The sequence below is a fragment of the Kitasatospora sp. NPDC059747 genome (assembly GCF_042732955.1).
In the GTDB taxonomy this organism is placed as follows: Bacteria; Actinomycetota; Actinomycetes; order Streptomycetales; family Streptomycetaceae; genus Kitasatospora.
The window spans coordinates 1-17,439 of sequence record NZ_JBHWGV010000160.1 but is presented as its reverse complement, the minus strand read 5'-3'; the positions used below and the strand labels follow the sequence as shown (position 1 = coordinate 17,439).

At 74.4% G+C, this 17,439-nt stretch carries 17 protein-coding genes; 12 read left to right on the top strand and 5 right to left on the bottom strand.

Annotation, left to right across the window (positions count from 1 at the left end; genetic code table 11):
* A partial coding sequence (locus ACFV4G_RS39470; RefSeq protein WP_380447733.1) for an EamA family transporter occupies window positions 1-468 on the bottom strand: 468 nt, incomplete at its 3' end.
* Between the two features lie 263 nt (window positions 469-731).
* On the opposite strand from ACFV4G_RS39470, the gene ACFV4G_RS39465 reads away from it, so the two are divergent.
* A complete protein-coding gene (locus tag ACFV4G_RS39465) occupies window positions 732-1,658 on the top strand; it encodes a serine/threonine dehydratase (RefSeq protein ID WP_380447731.1) in 927 nt (308 codons plus the stop codon).
* 67 nt (window positions 1,659-1,725) lie between these two features.
* Here the strand turns inward: ACFV4G_RS39465 and ACFV4G_RS39460 are convergent, their stop codons facing one another.
* Window positions 1,726-3,327 carry an MFS transporter gene (locus tag ACFV4G_RS39460; protein ID WP_380447729.1) on the bottom strand — a complete coding sequence of 534 codons (1,602 nt, stop codon included), beginning with the start codon at window positions 3,325-3,327 and terminating at the stop codon, window positions 1,726-1,728.
* Window positions 3,328-3,445: 118 nt separating this feature from the next.
* On the opposite strand from ACFV4G_RS39460, the gene ACFV4G_RS39455 reads away from it, so the two are divergent.
* On the top strand, window positions 3,446-4,303 hold the full coding sequence (locus ACFV4G_RS39455) for a helix-turn-helix transcriptional regulator (RefSeq protein ID WP_380447727.1): 858 nt from the start codon (window positions 3,446-3,448) through the stop codon (window positions 4,301-4,303).
* Here the strand turns inward: ACFV4G_RS39455 and ACFV4G_RS39450 are convergent.
* Window positions 4,293-5,507, bottom strand: a complete 1,215-nt coding sequence (locus tag ACFV4G_RS39450) for an MFS transporter (protein ID WP_380447725.1) — start codon at window positions 5,505-5,507, stop codon at window positions 4,293-4,295. The two genes, ACFV4G_RS39455 and ACFV4G_RS39450, sit on opposite strands and share 11 nt — an antisense overlap.
* Before the next feature lie 54 nt (window positions 5,508-5,561).
* Here ACFV4G_RS39450 and ACFV4G_RS39445 point away from each other — a divergent pair, with 54 nt between their 5' ends.
* Window positions 5,562-6,320, top strand: a complete 759-nt coding sequence (locus ACFV4G_RS39445; RefSeq protein ID WP_380447723.1) for an AraC family transcriptional regulator — start codon at window positions 5,562-5,564, stop codon at window positions 6,318-6,320.
* 27 nt (window positions 6,321-6,347) lie between these two features.
* Here the strand turns inward: ACFV4G_RS39445 and ACFV4G_RS39440 are convergent, their stop codons facing one another.
* Window positions 6,348-6,953, bottom strand: a complete 606-nt coding sequence (locus ACFV4G_RS39440) for an SGNH/GDSL hydrolase family protein (RefSeq protein WP_380447721.1) — start codon at window positions 6,951-6,953, stop codon at window positions 6,348-6,350.
* A 378-nt stretch (window positions 6,954-7,331) separates the two neighbouring features.
* Here ACFV4G_RS39440 and ACFV4G_RS39435 point away from each other — a divergent pair, with 378 nt between their 5' ends.
* Window positions 7,332-8,993: an APC family permease gene (locus tag ACFV4G_RS39435; RefSeq protein ID WP_380447719.1), complete on the top strand. Its 1,662-nt coding sequence runs from the start codon at window positions 7,332-7,334 to the stop codon at window positions 8,991-8,993.
* 296 nt (window positions 8,994-9,289) lie between these two features.
* Here ACFV4G_RS39435 and ACFV4G_RS39430 read toward each other — a convergent pair whose 3' ends face one another.
* Window positions 9,290-10,915 carry an FAD-dependent oxidoreductase gene (locus tag ACFV4G_RS39430; protein WP_380447717.1) on the bottom strand — a complete coding sequence of 542 codons (1,626 nt, stop codon included), beginning with the start codon at window positions 10,913-10,915 and terminating at the stop codon, window positions 9,290-9,292.
* Window positions 10,916-11,223: 308 nt separating this feature from the next.
* On the opposite strand from ACFV4G_RS39430, the gene ACFV4G_RS39425 reads away from it, so the two are divergent.
* The 8 genes from ACFV4G_RS39425 (at window position 11,224) to ACFV4G_RS39390 (ending at window position 17,187) form a co-directional block, all read left to right on the top strand.
* Window positions 11,224-12,393 carry a SchA/CurD-like domain-containing protein gene (locus ACFV4G_RS39425; RefSeq protein WP_380447715.1) on the top strand — a complete coding sequence of 390 codons (1,170 nt, stop codon included), beginning with the start codon at window positions 11,224-11,226 and terminating at the stop codon, window positions 12,391-12,393.
* A 29-nt stretch (window positions 12,394-12,422) separates the two neighbouring features.
* A complete protein-coding gene (locus ACFV4G_RS39420) occupies window positions 12,423-12,866 on the top strand; it encodes a cupin domain-containing protein (protein ID WP_380447713.1) in 444 nt (147 codons plus the stop codon).
* Window positions 12,863-14,119, top strand: coding sequence for a beta-ketoacyl-[acyl-carrier-protein] synthase family protein (locus tag ACFV4G_RS39415; RefSeq protein WP_380447711.1), 1,257 nt, complete (start codon window positions 12,863-12,865; stop codon window positions 14,117-14,119). The genes ACFV4G_RS39420 and ACFV4G_RS39415 overlap by 4 nt, the downstream gene beginning before the upstream one ends.
* A gap of 5 nt (window positions 14,120-14,124) precedes the next feature.
* Complete coding sequence (locus ACFV4G_RS39410; RefSeq protein WP_380447709.1) at window positions 14,125-15,366, top strand: beta-ketoacyl synthase N-terminal-like domain-containing protein; 1,242 nt, start codon at window positions 14,125-14,127, stop codon at window positions 15,364-15,366.
* 28 nt (window positions 15,367-15,394) lie between these two features.
* A complete protein-coding gene (locus ACFV4G_RS39405; protein WP_380447707.1) occupies window positions 15,395-15,655 on the top strand; it encodes an acyl carrier protein in 261 nt (86 codons plus the stop codon).
* A gap of 1 nt (window position 15,656) precedes the next feature.
* The gene (locus ACFV4G_RS39400) at window positions 15,657-16,112 is read left to right on the top strand and encodes an SRPBCC family protein (RefSeq protein ID WP_380447704.1); all 456 of its coding nucleotides are present in this window, start codon (window positions 15,657-15,659) and stop codon (window positions 16,110-16,112) included.
* A 5-nt stretch (window positions 16,113-16,117) separates the two neighbouring features.
* A complete protein-coding gene (locus tag ACFV4G_RS39395) occupies window positions 16,118-16,438 on the top strand; it encodes a TcmI family type II polyketide cyclase (protein ID WP_380447702.1) in 321 nt (106 codons plus the stop codon).
* Window positions 16,439-16,758: 320 nt separating this feature from the next.
* Window positions 16,759-17,187, top strand: coding sequence for a hypothetical protein (locus ACFV4G_RS39390; RefSeq protein ID WP_380447700.1), 429 nt, complete (start codon window positions 16,759-16,761; stop codon window positions 17,185-17,187).
* Window positions 17,188-17,439 lie beyond the last annotated feature (252 nt).

The window sequence follows — 17,439 nt, the reverse complement described above, 5'->3', positions numbered from 1 at the left end:
GCGCGTCCCTCCGCGGGCCGCGGGCGGCCCCCGCGCCTGCGCCCCCCCCGGCGCCGCGCCCGCCGCCCCCCCCCCCGCGCGGGCGCCGGCCCCCCGCCGGGTCAGGCGCTCGCCCAGCAGGACGTGCGCGCCGAGGCTCGTCAGCACCGGGCCGGCGCCGATGGTGATCAGGGTGGCGAGACCGAGCCCCGCGAAGCGGACCGAGCCGAAGTAGGCGCACTGGCTGACCGCCAGCCCGATCCCGGTCAGCACCGCGGCCCGGCGGGGTGTCCTCCGGCGTTCACGGCGTGGCAGTACCGCCAGGCAGAGCGCCGCGACGGCGAAGCGCCAGAACGAGACGGCCACCGGGCCCAGCCCGCTGGTGCGCAGCAGCAGGGCTGCAACGGCCCCGCCCACGCCCCAGGCGACGGCGGCGGCCGAGATGGACAGCAGTCCGTGCCGGAACGGCACGGCGGCATGCGAGGTCATGCGTCGTTTCTCCACGATGAGGTGCCGGTGGGATTCCGCGGATGACGCGGGCGGCACCGACCGCCCCGACGGCGAGCAGAAGGCCGCCGGGCGGTGATTCAGTGGAGAGGGCCGCCCGCTAGCGGACGGGCGGAGGGAGGATCACGAGACGCATGGAGCCAAGCCTACGCCGCACCCGCGTCCGGATGATCGTGATCTTTCCTCCGGCCGCCGCTCCGACGTACGGTCGTCACCGTGGCGGCTGGAGCGAAGGAGCGGGCGCGATGGAGCAGTTGACGTACGACGCGGTGAAGGCGGCCGGGCAGCGGATCGCCGGGCGGGTGCGGCCGGTGGTCGTGGCGCGCGGGGACGAGGGCGAACGGACGTGGCTGGCGCTGGAGTTCCTGCAGCACACCGGGAGCTTCAAGGCGCGCGGCGCGCAGAACTTCCTCCTCGCCCACGCCGAGGCCGGCACCCTCCCCGACGCCGGCGTGACCATCGCGTCGGGCGGCAACGCCGGCCTCGCCTGCGCCTGGGCGGCCCGTGAACTCGGCGTCCGGGCCACGGTGTTCCTGCCCGAGACGGCCTCGCCGGTGAAGCTGGGCCGGCTCCGCTCGTACGGCGCCGAGGTGCGGCTGGTCGGGCGGGAGTACGCGGAGGCGCTCGCCGCGTGCGAGGAGTTCGCGGCGACCGGCGGGGCCCTGGCCTCGCACGCCTACGACCACCCCCTGATCGCCGCCGGCGCCGGGACCGTGCTGGAGGAGATCCGCTCCCAGGTGCCGGGCCTGGACACGGTGGTGGTGTCGGTGGGCGGCGGCGGGCTGTTCGCCGGGGTCGCCGTGGCGGCGCGCGAGCACGGGATCCGCGTGGTGGCGGTGGAGCCGGAGGGCAGCCGGGCGCTCAACGCGGCGCTGGAGGCGGGCCGCCCGGTGGACGTCCCGGTGGCGTCGGTGGCCCAGGACGCGCTGGGCGCCCGCCGGGCGACCGCCCTCGCCGTCGCGGCGGCCGCACACGAGGGCGTGCGGTCGGTGCTGGTGCCCGACGAGGCGATCGTCCGGGCCCGGCGGCGGCTGTGGGACGAGCGCCGGATCGCCGTCGAGTTCGCGGCCTCCACGGCCTTGGCGGCGCTCGACGGGGTGGCGGGCGAGCGCGTCGCCGTCCTGCTGTGCGGGGCGAACACCGACCCGTCCGACCTGGTCGAGCGGGGGTAGCGGGCGTAGCGGGCGTAGCGGGACCCTCACCGGCCACGCAACCGCCCGTCCACGACACGGAGTCGGCCTACCCGACAAACCTCTCCCTCGCCGGCCCGAGCCCCTTCACCCGCCCGAGCCCCTCCACCGGCCCGAACCGCTCCACCGGCCCCTCCACCGGCCCGAGCCCCTCCACCGGCCTCGCCGAGGACGGCGCCGCCTCCCCGGTCCGCGGCGTGCGCCGAGGGTCCAGCGCGACGTACGTGAGCACCGCGCCCAGCGCGGACAGGACGGCGAGCAGCAGGCCGAGGGTGTGCAGCGCGCCGGTGAACCCCTCGGCCAGGGCGGCGCGCCGGGCCGCGTCCACCTGTCCCTGGACGGCCCGGCCCGCGAGGTGCGCCGCCTCGCCGGGCGGGAGGCCCGGCAGGCGGGCGGCGGTCAGCGTGGTCAGGAGCGCCGCCGCCCCGGAGACGGCGACGGACTCGCCGGCGATCCGCATGGTGTTGAAGATCCCGGCGGCGGCGCCCGCGTGCTCGACCGGGACGGTGCCGACGGCCGCGTTGTCCATCACCCCGAACGCCAGCCCGACGCCGGCCCCGAACGGCAACAACGACGACCACAGCGCCTCGAACGGCACGACGGCGAGCAGCAGCGCACCCGCCGCGATCAGCACGGAGGCGGCGGTCAGCACCGCCCGTACCGAGGTCGCCGCCGCGAGCCGGCCCGCTACGAGGGGCAGCAGCAGGACGGGCGCCGTCATCGGCAGCAGGAGGAGCCCGCTGGCCAGGACGCTCCGGCCGCCCACGCCCTGGAGGTAGGCGGGGAGGTGGACCAGCAGCACCACGAAGCCGAGGGTCACGGTGAAGGGCTGGCACACGACGGCGAGGAACTCGGGCCGCCGGAACAGCCGGACGTCGAACATCGCCCGCCCGGCCCGGCGGAGTTCCACCGCCCCGAACAGCACCACCAGCAGGACGGCGCCGCCGAGCGGCAGCAGCGTGCCCGGCGCCGTCCAGCCGGCCGCCCCCGCCCGGACGAGCGCGTAGGACAGGGCGGCGAGCCCGGCGGTGAAGCAGAGCAGCCCGGCGAGGTCGAAGCGCGGGCGCTCGGGGTTGCGCGACTCCGGCGCCCGGGTCGCCAGCAGCCAGGCCGGCACCGACCCGGCCGCGACGAGCAGGAAGACCGCCCGCCAGCCGGCCGCCTCCACCAGCGCGCCCGCCGCCAGTGGCCCGACGGCCAGGCCCGTCCCGAAGGACGTGCCCAGGATCCCGAACGCCAGTTGCCGGCGCCGCCCGGCCGTGGAGTGGGCCAGCACCGCCGCGCCCGACGCCAGGACGGCCGCGGCCCCGCACCCCTGCACCGCCCGCGCGGCGTCGACGACCGCCATCGACGGCGCGAGCGCGATCAGCAGCGACAGCGCGCCGACCAGTGCGATGCCGGTGAGCAGCACGCGGCGCCGGCCGAGCCGGTCGGCGAGGGCGCCCGCGGCGAGCGGCAGGGCGGCGAAGGTGATGTTGAAGGCGTTGAGCATCCACTGGGCGGCACCGACGGAGGCGTCCAGGTGCGCGGCCATGGTCGGCAGCGCGACGGCGGCGCCGGTCACCGAGAACGGCAGCATCGCGCTCGCGCCGCCGACCGCGCCGACCGTCGCCCAGTAGCCGTCCCGGCTCCGGGAGTTGGGGGTAGTCATGCGTCGATCGTTCGCCAGGCCGGGCCGTGGATGAAGGGACTGCCACACCCCCGGGCCGGCGTTCCCTGGGACTGACAGGTCCAGGCACGCCCGCCGCTCCGCGCCCATACTGGACCGCATGCCCGACCCGACCACCCTCGCCGGCAGCCTCGGCGACTACCTCCGCGCCCGCCGCGCCCTGGTGTCCCCCGCCGACGCGGGCCTGCCGCCCACCGGCCGCCGCCGCGTACCGGGGCTGCGCCGCGAGGAGGTCGCCGAACTCGTGGGCCTCAGCACCGACTACTACGTGCGCCTGGAGCAGGGCCGCGCCGACCGCCCGTCCGACGAGGTGCTCGACGCGCTGAGCCGCGCCCTCCGGCTCGGCCCCGCCGAGCGCGCCCACCTGTACGACCTGGCCCGACCGCCCCGCCGGACGGCCGCCGGATCCCAGCGGACCGACGTGCTGCGCCCGGCACTTCGGAGCGTCGTGGAGGCCATGCCGACCACGCCGGCCGTCATCATGAACGACCGCAGCGACGTCCTCGCCTGGAACCGGCCGGCCGCCGCCCTGATCGCCGACTTCCCCCGACTCCCGCCGGGCGAGCGGAACATGGCCCGCCGGATCTTCCTCGACCCGCACGCCCGCGAGGTCCACCTCGACTGGGAGGAGGCCGCGCGCACGACCGTCGGCATCCTCCGCATGGCCGCGGGGCGCCGCCCGCACGATCCCGGGCTCGTCCGACTGGTCGGCCAACTCTCGCTGGGCAGTGCCGAGTTCCGCACCCTGTGGGCCGGGCACCACGTGCACGAGAAGAGCCACGGGCCCAAGCGCTTCCGGCACCCCCTGGTCGGCGACGTGACACTCGACTACGAGACCTTCCAGGCCCCGGGCGCCGCGCACCACATGCTCGTCGTCTACACCGCGCCGCCCGGGAGCCCGGCCGAGGAGGCGCTGCGCTTCCTCGGCAGCTTCACGGCCGACAGCTTCACGGCCTGACCGGCACCGCCTCCGGCTCCGCCGCGACCGCCCGCGGCACGGCCGGTTCGGGCAGGGTGCGGATCGCCAGCCAGGAGACGACGGGCAGCACGATCAGCGGTACGAGCGCCGTCCGGAGCGAGGTCGCGTCGGCAGCCGCGCCGAGGAGCGGGCTCACGACACCGCCGACGCTCACCGCCAGGCCGAGCGTCACGCCGCTCGCCGTGCCGACGCGGCTCGGCAGGTAGTCCTGCCCGAGCGTCACGTGGAGCGAGAAGGGCACGTAGAGCCCGGCCGAGGCCAGCGCCACGAACAGGAAGAACGCCGGCCCCGGCACGTACACGATCCCCGCGACGGCGAGGGCGCTCAGCAGGTACGAGCGCCGCACCACGGCGACGCGGTCCCAGCGCTCCGCCAGCCGGCCGCCCAGCACCGTGCCGACCGCGCCGCCGGCGTACAGCACGAACAGCGCCGCGGTGCCCGCCGTCGTGCCGCCGCCGGTCCGCTCGCGGGCGTAGAACGTGATGAACGTGCTCAGCCCGATGAACACCACGGACCGGCAGACCACCGCCACCGACAGCCGCAGGAACGAGCGCACGTCGTCGGCCCCCGCCGGCCCGGCACCCGCACCCGCACCCGCACCCGCACCCGCCGTCGGCCGTGCCACGCCCACCACACGCAACGCGGGCAGGCACAGCGCACCGCCCACGACGGCCGGCACAACGAGCAGCGGCGTCCACCGCAGGCCGCCGGTGGCGACCACCGCGGACACCAGCAGGGGCGCCAGCGCGAACCCGACGTTCCCGCCGACGGAGAACCAGCTCATCGCCGTGTGGCTGCCCCGCCCGGCCTTGCGGGCGACCCGCGCCGACTCCGGGTGGTAGGCGGCGACGCCCAGGCCGGACACCGCGACGAACGCGAGCGTCAGCGCGTAACTGTCACCCAGGCCGCTCAGCGCGATCCCGAGCCCGCCGAGGAGGGTGGCCACGGGCAGCAGCCAGGGCAACGGGCGGCGGTCGGTGAGCGCTCCGAACAGGGGCTGCGCCACGGAGGAGAGCAGAGAGGCCGCGAGCACGATGCCGGAGGCGGCGGCGTACGTGTAGGCGCGCTCGGCGACGAAGAACGGGACCAGCGCGGTCACGGCGCCCTGGTAGACGTCGACGCAGGCGTGGCCGACGGCGAGGAGGGGGATGGCGCGCTCGGGCGCCTTGTCGTTGGTGGGCACGCCCTCATGCTCACGCCGCGCCCCACTGTCGGGCTTCCGATAATCTGCCAAGCAATGACGGAAATCCGCCACACGCCCGTGGCCCCCACGAGCACCCGCCGGCTCACCCGCGGGGCGGCCATCGACGCCCACCGCCACGACGACCACCAGATCGCCTACGCCGGCCGCGGCGCCCTGGCCATCACCACCCACGCGGGCACCTGGGTGGCACCGGCCGACCGCGCGATCTGGGTCCCCGCGGGCACGGCCCACTCCCACCAGGCCCACGGCGAGCTGGAGTTGCACCTGGTCGGCCTGCCCGCCGACAGCAACCCGCTGGCCCTGGACAGGCCCACGGTGCTCACCGTCAGCCCCCTGCTCCGCGAGCTGATCCTGGAATACACGCGGCACCCCGACGAGACCGGCGACACCCCCGACACCCCGCCGCGCGCCCGCCTGCGAGCCGTCCTGCTCGACCAGCTGAGCGTCTCGGCCCAGGAGCCCCTCCACCTGCCGGCCCCCACCGACCCGACGCTGACCGCCGTGTGCGACCTCCTGCACGCCGACCCGGCCGACGACCGCACCCTCGCCGCCCTCGGCCGCGAGGTCGGCGCGAGCGAACGCACCCTGTCTCGGCTCTTCCGCACCGACCTGGGCATGACGTTCCCCCGCTGGCGCACCCACCTACGGCTCTACCACGCCCTCACCCTCCTCGCCGAGGACACCCCCGTGACCACCGTGGCCCACCTGTGCGGCTGGTCCTCCGCCAGCGCCTTCATCGACGCCTTCCGCCACGCCTTCGGCCACACCCCGGGCACCCACCGCCGGCTCTGACCCGAGCCGGCGGCCGAAACCCGTACCTCACAGGTCGGTGAGCTCCCCCAGTCCGAGGGTGCGCAGCGTGTGGTTGGCCATCTGCAGGTGCCCGACCGCGTTCGGGTGGGCCGGGTCGTCCAGCCACGCGATTGGGGCGACGTCGCCGAACTCGGCGCGCCAGTGGGCCTCGTGGTCGACGAGCAGCGCCCCGGTCCCGGCGGCGAGCTCGCGGACGGCCTGGCAGTAGGCGGGCAGCTCGGCCCGCGCCGGCAGCGCGTCCTGACTGACGAGCAGCGGCGTGTGCAGCACGATCTGCGCCCCGGCGGACCGCTCGATGATCTCCCCCATGGCGTCGCGGAACTCCCCGAGCCCGGCGAGCCCGGCCCGCACGTCGTTGGTGCCGAGCGACAGCGACAGCACGTCCGGCCGGAACCGGCCGATGACGAAGTCGTACGCCCCGAGCACGTCGATGGCCCGCCAGGCCGAGACGCCGGAGTTCACGACGATGTCCGTCAGCCGGTCGAGCTGCCAGCACACGCGCTCCTGCACGTGCTCCACCCACCCCCGGGCCCCGTGCGTGTGCAGGACGGCCTGCGTGATGCTGTCCCCGGCCATGACCCAGGTCATCGGCCTGTCGGCGAGTTCGATCATGTGGTGCTTCCCCCTTGCGTTCGTATGGACCGGAGGAAGTTGATCACACGCCCGCGGGCGACTCAACGGTGTCCTGGTCGGCCATCCACCCGGGCTGGCTGCATCACTATGCAGGGATCACCATTTCTATAAAACGGCGTGTCGACCATGATGCATGATCGACCACCCGAAGCTCAATTCCGGCTCAAATAGTGAACCTACTGACGAGTCACGTAATGCGCCCGAAACCCTCACACCCCCTACCAGCGAGAATGTCCGGAAAAGTAAGTAAACATTCAGTAATGAAATCTGTGCATAGGCCTATGAATAGCCCTACTGTGTGGCAACTCTCCAGAGCTGCTCCGCCTGCCGGGGCCCCCACACACAGAGAGAATTCCCATGGTCTCCACCAACCAGGTATCCCCGCCGGGACAGAGCACCGGCTCCGGGTCCGGTACCACCCACCGGACGCTCCGCCGGAACGTCGGTCTCATCGGCCTCATGTGGGCCTCGGTCGGCTCGATCATCGGCTCGGGCTGGCTGTTCGGCGCCAAGAACGCCGTCACCGCCGCAGGCCCGGCCGCGATCATCTCCTGGGGCATCGGCGCCGTCGCGATCGTCCTGCTGGCGTTCGTGCACGCCGAACTCGGCGGGCTCTTCCCGGTCTCGGGCGGCACCGCGCGCTACCCGCACTACGCCTTCGGCGGCCTCGCCGGCATGTCCTTCGGCTGGTTCTCCTGGCTCCAGGCCGCCACCGTCGCCCCGATCGAGGTCGAGGCGATGATCGGCTACGCCAAGCACTGGTCCTTCGCCGACGGCCTCCAAAACGCCAACGGCACCCTCACCACCAGCGGCTTCGTCGTCGCGACCGCCCTGATGGCGGTGTTCGTCGCGGTCAACTTCCTCGGCGTACGGGTCCTTGCGCGTACGAACAGCGTGGCGACCTGGCTGAAGATCTTCGTCCCGCTTTTCACGATCTTCGTCCTCGCGATCACCAGCTTCCACAGCTCGAACTTCACCTCGCACGGCTTCGCGCCGTTCGGCGCCAAGGGCGTGCTCGCCGCGATCAGCACCAGCGGCATCATCTTCGCGCTGCTCGGCTTCGAGCAGGCCATCCAGATCGCCGGTGAGAGCCGCAACCCCCGCCGCGACATCCCCCGCGCCGTGCTCGGGTCGGTCGCCATCGGCACCCTGATCTACACCCTGCTCCAGGTCGTCTTCATCGGCGCCCTGCCGGTCAGCGCCTTCGCCAACGGCTGGGCCAAGCTCGACTTCCCCGGCATCGACGGCCCCTTCGCGGGCCTGGCCACCCTGGTCGGCCTCGGCTGGCTGTCCTGGGTGCTGTACATGGACGCCATCATCTCCCCCGGTGGCACCGGCCTGATCTACACCACCGCCACCTCGCGCATCTCCTACGGCCTGAGCCGCAACGGCTACGCCCCGCAGAAGTTCGAGCGCCTGGACAAGAACGGCGTGCCGTGGTTCGGCCTGATCATCTCCTTCGTCACCGGCGTCGTCTGCTTCCTGCCCTTCCCCAGCTGGCAGGAGCTGGTCGGCTTCATCACCTCCGCCAGCGTGCTGATGTACGCCGGCGCCCCGCTGGCCTTCGGTGCCCTGCGCCGCCGGCTGCCCGACCGTGAGCGCTCCTACCGCCTCCCGGCGGGCGGGGTCGTCTCGCCGGCCGCGTTCGTGGTCGCCAGCCTCATCATCTACTGGTCCGGCTGGCAGACCCTGTCCCGCCTGGGCATCGCCATCGTGCTCGGCTACGTCCTGCTCGGCAGCTACGCGGCCTACGCGATCAAGAAGGGCCTGCCGAACGCCCCGCGCCTGAACTGGAAGGCCGCGCAGTGGCTGCCGGTCTACCTGATCGGCCTGGGCCTGGTCTCCTGGCAGGGCGGTTTCGGGGACGGCACCGGCCGGATCCCGATGTGGTACGACATGGGCATCGTCGCGGTCTTCGCGCTCGGCATCTACTACTGGGCGATCCGCGTCGCCCTGCCGGCCGAGGAGATCGAGCGCGAGGTCGCCGACGTGGAGGTGGTCGACGCGGGCGGTCACTGATCCGCGGGGCGGGGCTGACTCCCCGCTCCCGATCGGCCGCTCCCGGCCCCGGGGCCCCACCACACGGCCCCGGCCGCCGGAACCCGGCCACGAGATCCTGACCGAACGCCCCTGAACAACCCGAGCCTTACGCACCCCAACGGCGGGCCCGCCGGTCGAGCAGCGACCGACGGGCCCGTCCGTGTGCGGCATCCGGGCCCGCCGGAGCCGGGCGCATCAGGCCGTGCGCGTCAGGCCGTGCGCGTCAGGCGTGCACGTCATCCGTGCACGTCATCCGTGCGCGTCACCTTCGCCCGTCAGAGGTCGAGCACGGCCTTCAGCGCCGCCGCCACCGCCGCCTGCGGATCGTCGACCGCCCCCGGCGAGCGCCACGCGACGAAGCCGTCCGGGCGCACCAGCACCGCGCCGTCCGGGCCGATGCCGTGCAGCTCGGCGAAGTCCGTGCCCGGCTCCGGCGCCAGGTCGTCCTCCGCGTCGTCGCCGATCCGGTACGCGTCCATCGGGACGGCCAGCGCGTCCGCCGCCCGCCGGGCGCCCGCGCGCCAGGCCTCGCCGTCCGGCCCGGTGAGCAGCACCATCGCCTGCTCGTACAGGTCCAGCGTGGACAGCCGGACGCCCGCGCACACCAGCCACTGGTGCGGCGCGCGGCTGCCGGGCTCGCCGGCCGACTCGAACTTCTCCGGGACGACCTCGCCCGCCGGGTCCGCCCCGGCCACCGCGCCCCGCGGGTAGCGGTAGCCCAGCGCCACCGCCAGCACCCCGGCCTGCCGCCCGACGCCCGGCACGACCGCGTACCCGGGGTGGCTGTGCTCGGCCGAGCGGGCCGAGGCGCGCTCGCCGGTCACCCGCGCCACCGGCCGCCGCTCCCGCCCGTACGTCTCCAGCAGGCCGGGCCCGGCCCAGCCGCACAGCACGGCGGCCAGCTTCCAGGCCAGGTTGTGCGCGTCCTGGATGCCGGTGTTGGAGCCGAACGCGCCGGTCGGCGACATCTCGTGCGCCGAGTCCCCGGCCAGGAAGACCCGCCCGGTGCCGTAGCTCTCGGCGACCCGCTCGGCCGCGTGCCACGGCGCCCTGCCGGTCACCTCGACGTCCAGCTCCGGCATGCCGACGGCGGTGCGGATGTGCCGCTCGCACCGCTCGTCGGTGAACGCCTCCAGCGGCTCGCCGTGCTCGGGGTGCCACGGCGCGTGGAAGACCCACTCCTCCCGGTTGTCCACCGGCAGCAGCGCGCCGTCCGCCTCCGGGTTGGTGAGGTAGCAGGCGATGAAGTGCCGGTCGCCGACGGCCTCGGCCAGCCGCTTGGCCCGGAAGGTGATGCTGACGTTGTGGAACAGCTCGCCCTTGCCGGTCTGCCCGATGCCCAGCCGCTCGCGCACCGGGCTGCGCGGGCCGTCCGCCGCCACCAGGTACTCCGAGCGCACCACCCGCTCCTCGCCGGTCTCCCGGCTGCGCAGCACCGAGGTGACGCCGTCGGCATCCTGCTCGAAGGAGACCAGCTCGGTGCCGAAGCGGATGTCGCCGCCGAGGTCGCGGGCCGCGCGCAGCAGCACCGGCTCCAGGTCGTTCTGGCTGCACAGGCACCACGAGCTGGGGCTGAAGGCGGCCAGCCGCCCGCCCGGGTCGATCTCCCGGAACAGCCACTCCTGCTCCTCGCCGGTCAGCGAGGGCGCCTGGAGGATGCCGTGGTTCGGGGCCAGCACCGAGGCCGCCTCGCGGATCGCCGGCTCGATCCCGGCCACCCGGTACAGCTCCATGGTGCGGACGTTGTTGCCTCGGCCACGCGGGTGACGCGAGGTGTCGGTGTGCTTCTCGACCAGGAGGTGTCTGACCCCCAGTCGGCCGAGGAAGAGCGAGGCCGACAGCCCGACCAGCGAGCCGCCCACGATCAGGACCGGCACCCGGTCGTCTACCTTCGGATTCATCAATTGCTCCACCCTGTACGGGGATTCCGCGGCCCGGCACGTGGGCCCGGCGCCGCCCTCGAAGGGGCCCGCAGCGGCGGCCGCCCCGATCTTCCATCCCCCGCCGGAGCCGGCTTGTGCCGCCCCTTCGCCCGGATGGCCCGCAAATCTCGCGCGCCCCCGGACGCGCCGCGCACGATCGACCTCAGGCCTGGCGCCGACGGCCCGGGCCGACCGCCATCGCACCGCCCTCCCCCGGGCCGGGAGCGCCCTGCCGGACGCGGCCGGAGTACGGCCCGCAGCGTGCGGCCCAGAGCAGAAAGTGGATCATGACAACTCTGTCCGAACCGCAGGCGCCGCAGCACGCCGAGTCCGAGACCCGGCTGCGGGTCGTCCTGATGCTGGAGATCCAGGACGGCGCGCAGCAGCGCTTCCTGGACGTCTACGAGCAGCTGCGCCACCAGGTGGCCGCGGTGCCCGGCCACGTCAGCGACCAGCTGTGCCAGTCGATCAACGACCCCCGGCAGTGGCTGATCACCAGCGAGTGGGAGGACCAGGACACGTTCCTGCAGTGGGTCGACAGCGACGCCCACCGGGAGATGGTCAAGCCCATGCACGGCTGCGTCAGCGACAACTTCCGCTCGATGCGCTACGTCGTCCTGCGCGAGACCTCCGCCGCCGGCGGCGCCACCGGCACCCGGGCCCCGGTGGAGGTGCCGCCGGGCCTGCCGCGCAGCGAGCCCGTCGGCCACGTCGGCCCGCCCAAGGCCGAGCCCGGCCCCGACGGGGTCGTCCGCCACGCGCTGACCTTCACGGTCAAGCCCGGCAGCGAGCCCGAGGTGGCCCGGATCCTGGCCGGCTACACCTCCCCCAAGGCCGACGTGGACGAGCACACCCGGCTGCGCCGCACCTCGCTGTTCATGCACGGCAACCGGGTCGTGCGGGCCGTCGAGGTGACCGGCAGCCTCGGCGACGCGCTGCGCCACGTCGCGATGCAGCCCGAGGTGCGGGCCGTCGAGGAGGCCATCAACCCGTACCTGGAGGAGGCCCGGCAGCTCGGCGACCCGCAGTCCGCGCGCGCCTTCTTCGCCCGCGCCGCGCTGCCGGCCAAGGAGCAGGCGATCGCCACCGCGCCGTCGTCCGGGCGGCTGCACCGGCACGCCGTGCTCTACCCGGTCCGCCCGGGCTCCGGCACGGCCGTCACCGAGCTGCTGGCCGGCCACGACGACCTCGCCACCGCCGACCCGACCGGCCCGGTCGCGGCGAGCACCGTGTTCCAGCGCGACGACGTCGTCGTGCGCCTGGTGGACCTGCGGGTGCCCGCCGAGGCCGACCCGGGCGCCGCGCTCGGCGTGGCCGGCGACGCGGAGGCCGCGGCGCTCGCCCGGCTGCTCGACCTCGGCGCGGAGTGCGACCTGCGCACCGTCGCCGGCCTGCGCGCGTTCCTCGCCGCCCGCGGCATGACCCCGATCACCGACCGCAGCTCACAGTCGAACTGACGATCCGTCACATTCCCGGAGGAAACACCATGTCCACGCAGTACCCACGGATCGTCCACGTCGACGAGGCTCCGGAGAACCGCCGCCACGGCGCCGAGCTGCGCACCATGCTCACCCCGACCACCTGCGGGGCGACCAGCGGCTTCATGGGCCTGGCCATCGTCAAGCCCGGGGAACGGATCGCCGAGCACTACCACCCGTACTCCGAGGAGTTCGTGTTCGTCGTCTCCGGCGACCTGGAGGTGGACCTGGACGGCGAGACCCGCGCCCTCAAGCCCGACCACGGCCTGATGATCCCGATCAACATGCGCCACCGCTTCCGCAACGTCGGCACCACCGAGGCCCGGATGGTCTTCCACCTCGGGCCGCTCGCCCCGCGCCCCGACCTCGGCCACGTGAGCACCGAGGAGCACGCGGGCACCGACGGGTCCGCCGCGTCCGGCCCGCCGGAACACGCCAAGGTGGCCTCGTGACCCGGCGGGTCGCCGTCACCGGGATCGGCGTGGTGGCGCCCGGCGGGGTCGGGGTCCCGGCCTTCTGGGACCTCCTCACCTCCGGCCGCACCGCCACCCGGGGCATCACGCTCTTCGACCCCACCGGGTTCCGCTCCCGGATCGCCGCCGAGTGCGACTTCGACCCGGCGGCGCACGGGCTCGGCCCCGAGGACGTCCAACGGGCCGACCGCTACGTGCAGTTCGCGATGGTGGCGGCCGGCGAGGCGGTCGCCGACGCGGGCCTGGACCTCGCCGCCGAGGACCCGTGGCGGATCGCCGTCTCGCTCGGCACCGCCGTCGGCGGCACCACCCGGCTGGAGCACGACTACGCCCTGGTCAGCTCGGCCGGCGCCCGCTGGGACGTCGACCACCGGCAGGCCGAGCCCCAGCTGCACCGGGCGTTCGCGCCCAGCACGCTGGCCTCCGCGGTGGCCGAACGGATCGGCGCGCACGGCCCGGTGCAGACCGTCTCCACCGGCTGCACCTCCGGCCTGGACGCGATCGGCTACGGCTTCCGGGCCGTCGAGGAGGGACGCGCCGACATCTGCGTCGCCGGCGCCTCCGACTCCCCGATCTCGCCGATCACCGTCGCGTGCTTCGACGCCATCAAGGCCACCAGCGAGCGCAACGACGACCCGGCGCACGCCTCCCGCCCCTTCGACGCCCACCGGGACGGCTTCGTCCTCGGCGAGGGCGGCGCCGTCCTGGTGCTGGAGGAGCTGGAGCACGCCCGCCGCCGCGGCGCCCGCGTCTACGGCGAGGTCGGCGGCTTCGCCACCTACGGCAACGCCTACCACATGACCGGCCTCACCCAGGAGGGGCTGGAGATGTCCCGGGCGATCGACGACGCGCTCGCCCACGCCCGGGTGAACACCACCGACGTCGACTACGTCAACGCGCACGGCTCGGGCACCAAGCAGAACGACCGGCACGAGACCGCCGCCGTCAAGCGCTCGCTCGGCCGGCACGCCTACGGAACGCCGATGAGCTCGATCAAGTCGATGGTCGGGCACTCGCTCGGCGCGATCGGCGCCATCGAGGTCGTCGCCTGCACGCTGGCGCTCGCCCACGGCGTCGTGCCGCCGACCGCCAACTACGAGACTCCCGACCCGGAGTGCGACCTCGACTACGTGCCGCGCACCGCGCGCGAGCTGCCGCTGAGCCACATCCTCTCGGTCGGCAGCGGATTCGGCGGATTCCAGTCCGCCGTCGTGCTCAAAAGAACGGGGTGAGATCCATGACGTCACGTCAGCAGGGCCGCCGGGCGGTGGTCACCGGCATCGGCGTGGTGGCACCGAACGGTGTCGGGGCCGACGCCTTCTGGAAGGCCACCAGGCAGGGCGTGAGCGTCCTCGACCGGATATCCCGCGAGGGCTGCACCGCGCTGCCGCTGCGCGTCGCCGGACAGGTGCGGGACTTCGACCCGCAGGCCGTGATCGACAGCCGCTACCTGGTGCAGACCGACCGCTTCACGCACTACGCGATGGCCGCCGCGGACCTGGCCGTGGCCGACGCCCGCTTCACACCGGACCCGGAACAGCCCTACGCCGTCGGCGTGGTGACCGCGGCCGGCTCCGGCGGCGGCGAGTTCGGCCAGCGCGAGCTCCAGCAGCTCTGGGGCCAGGGGCCCCGGTTCGTCGGCCCCTACCAGTCCATCGCCTGGTTCTACGCGGCCAGCACCGGACAGATCTCCATCCGCGGCGGCTACAAGGGCCCCTGCGGGGTCGTCGCCAGCGACGAGGCCGGCGGCCTGGACGCGCTCGCCCACGCCGCCCGCTCGATCGAGCACGGCGCCGACGCGGTGGTGGCCGGCGCGGCCGAGGCCCCGCTCGCGCCGTACTCGATGGTCTGCCAGCTCGGCTACCCCGAGCTCAGCCTCGCCGAGCAGCCCGACCGGGCCTACCTGCCGTTCACCGCGCAGGCCTGCGGCTTCTCCCCCGCCGAGGGCGGCGCGATGCTGCTGCTGGAGGACGAGCGGACCGCGCGTCGCCGCGGGGCCGCCGTCCGCGCCCACCTGGCCGGGCACGGCGCCACCTTCACCGGCGCCTCCCGGTGGGAGGAGTCCCGCGAGGGCCTGGCCGCCGCGATCCGGATAGCCCTGGACGAGGCCCGGATCGCACCCGAGGAGGTCGACGTGGTCTTCGCGGACGCGCTCGGCGTCCCGGCCGCCGACCGGGCCGAGGCCCTCGCCCTCGCCGACGCCCTGGGCCCGGCCGCCGAACGCGTCCCGGTCACCGCGCCCAAGACCGGCACCGGCCGCGCCTACTGCGGCGCCCCGCTGCTGGACGTCGCCGCCGCCGTCCTCGCCATGGAGGACGGCGTGCTCCCGCCCACCCCCAACGTCACCGAGGTCTGCCACGACCTCGCCCTGGTGACCGGCCGCGCCCGGCCGGCCGAGCTGCGCACCGCACTGGTGCTCAGCCGCGGGCTGATGGGCTCCAACTCCGCGCTGGTGCTCCGGCGCGGTGAGCGGCCCTGAACCACCCCGTTCTGAGAAGGGACACCCCGTGAGCAACACCCTCAGTTACCCCGAACTGGCCGCCCTGCTCCAGGCGCGGGCCGGCGTCACCGTCGAACCCGGCGACCTGGAGCGCCCCGGCTCCTACTTCGACGACTTCGGCGTCGATTCGCTCGGCTTGCTCGGCGTCGTCGGCGAGCTGGAGAACCGGCACGGCCTCAAGGTCACCTCGGGCGCCGAGTCCGCCAAGACCCCGGCCGAGTTCGTGCAGCTCGTCAACGCCTCCCTCGCGACGAAGGCCGGTGCCTGACATGCCCGGACACACCGACAACGAGATCGTCATCGCCGCTCCGCTCGACCTGGTCTGGGAGATGACCAACGACCTGGAGAACTGGCCGGAGCTGTTCAGCGAGTACGCCTCCGTCGACGTCCTGGAGCGCGACGGCGACAGCGTCCGCTTCCGGCTCACCATGCACCCGGACGAGAACGGCCAGGTGTGGAGCTGGGTCTCCGAGCGCACCACCGACAAGTCCTCGCTCGCGGTGCGCGCCCGCCGGGTCGAGCCCGGCCCGTTCGAGTTCATGGAGATCCGCTGGGAGTACGCCGAGGTCCCGGCCGGGACGAGGATGCGCTGGATCCAGGACTTCGCGATGAAGCCCACCGCCCCGGTGGACGACGACGGCATGGTCAACCACATCAACAAGAACTCCCGGATCCAGATGCAGCTGATCCGCGAGAAGGTCGAGCTGCGGGCCGGGGAGAGGTGAGCGGCGTGCACCGCGCTCTGATCGTCGCCCGGATGAAGCCGGAGGCGGCCCCCGACATCGCCGAGGTGTTCGCCGAGTCCGACCGCGGCGACCTGCCGCACCTGATCGGCGTCACCGGCCGCAGCCTCTTCCAGTTCGGCGACGTCTACCTGCACCTCATCGAGGCCGACCGCCCGCCGGGCCCGGCCGTCGCCAAGGTCGTCGGGCACCCGGAGTTCCGGACCGTCAGCGACCGCCTCACCGCCTACGTCCAGGCGTACGACCCCGCCACCTGGCGCGAGCCCAAGGACGCGATGGCGCGCGAGTTCTACCGCTGGGACCGCTGAGCTCCGCAGCGCCCCCGCGACCCTTTGGGCCCGCCCCCGGCCAGCTGCCGGGGGCGGGCCCACGCGTGCCCGGAGCCGCCCGCGCGCACCGACGGCTCGTGGCCGCCGTAACCCCCGTTCACCCGGATCGCCCGCGCACCCGGGTGAACACGCCCGGGAGTCCATCCGAAAGGCGCACCGGGCGCGCGGGCCCCGCACGCCTCCGGTGGCAGGCGTCGGCACGGTGGTTGACGGTGGATCAGGCGCGCATTCCCCGCGAGTCCCCTTGCCCGGCAACCCCGCCGGGCGTCGCGGGCCGGCGCGCCGGAAGGATCATCCTCATGCGTTCTGCACGCACGCTGCTCGCCGGGGCGGCCGTCGCCGCCGTCCTGACCGTCGGCACCCCCATGGCCTTCGCGGACGGATCCGCCGACCAGGGCAAGAACCTCACCTGGCAGGAGAAGCAGCCCGACAAGGGCACCGGCTCCGACAAGGGCACCGGCTCCGACGAGCACAAGGGCACGAGCGACCACAAGGGCTCCTCCTCCACCGAGGAGCACAAGGGCTCGGACGAGCACAAGGGCAACGACGCCTACGGCGACAAGGGCGAGGAGCACAAGGCCCCGCACGGCGGCATGCACACCGGCGGCGGCGGGCTGTCCCTGTCCGGCGGCGGTCTGGCCTCGGGCGCGGTCCTGCTGCTCGGCGGGATCGGCGCGGGCGCCCTCGCGCTGCGCCGCGGCCGCCGCACGGCCGGCGCCGTCGCCTGACCCCCGCCGCCGCCCCTGGGCGCCGCCCCGCCACCGCGGGGGGCGCACGGGGGCGGCGGGCCGTCCCGCGGGCGCCGTCCCCCGGACGCCGATCCCGGACAGCAGGGCCTCGGTGCTTCCCGTCCCAGGTACGTCCCGGCTGCTGCGCGTCGGCATGAGCGCGGCGGCGGTCGGCGTGCTGCTGATGTACAACTCGGTGGACTCCCGGACTGCCGACGAGTCCTCGTCCGCCGAGGCCGCTCCCCCGGCCGC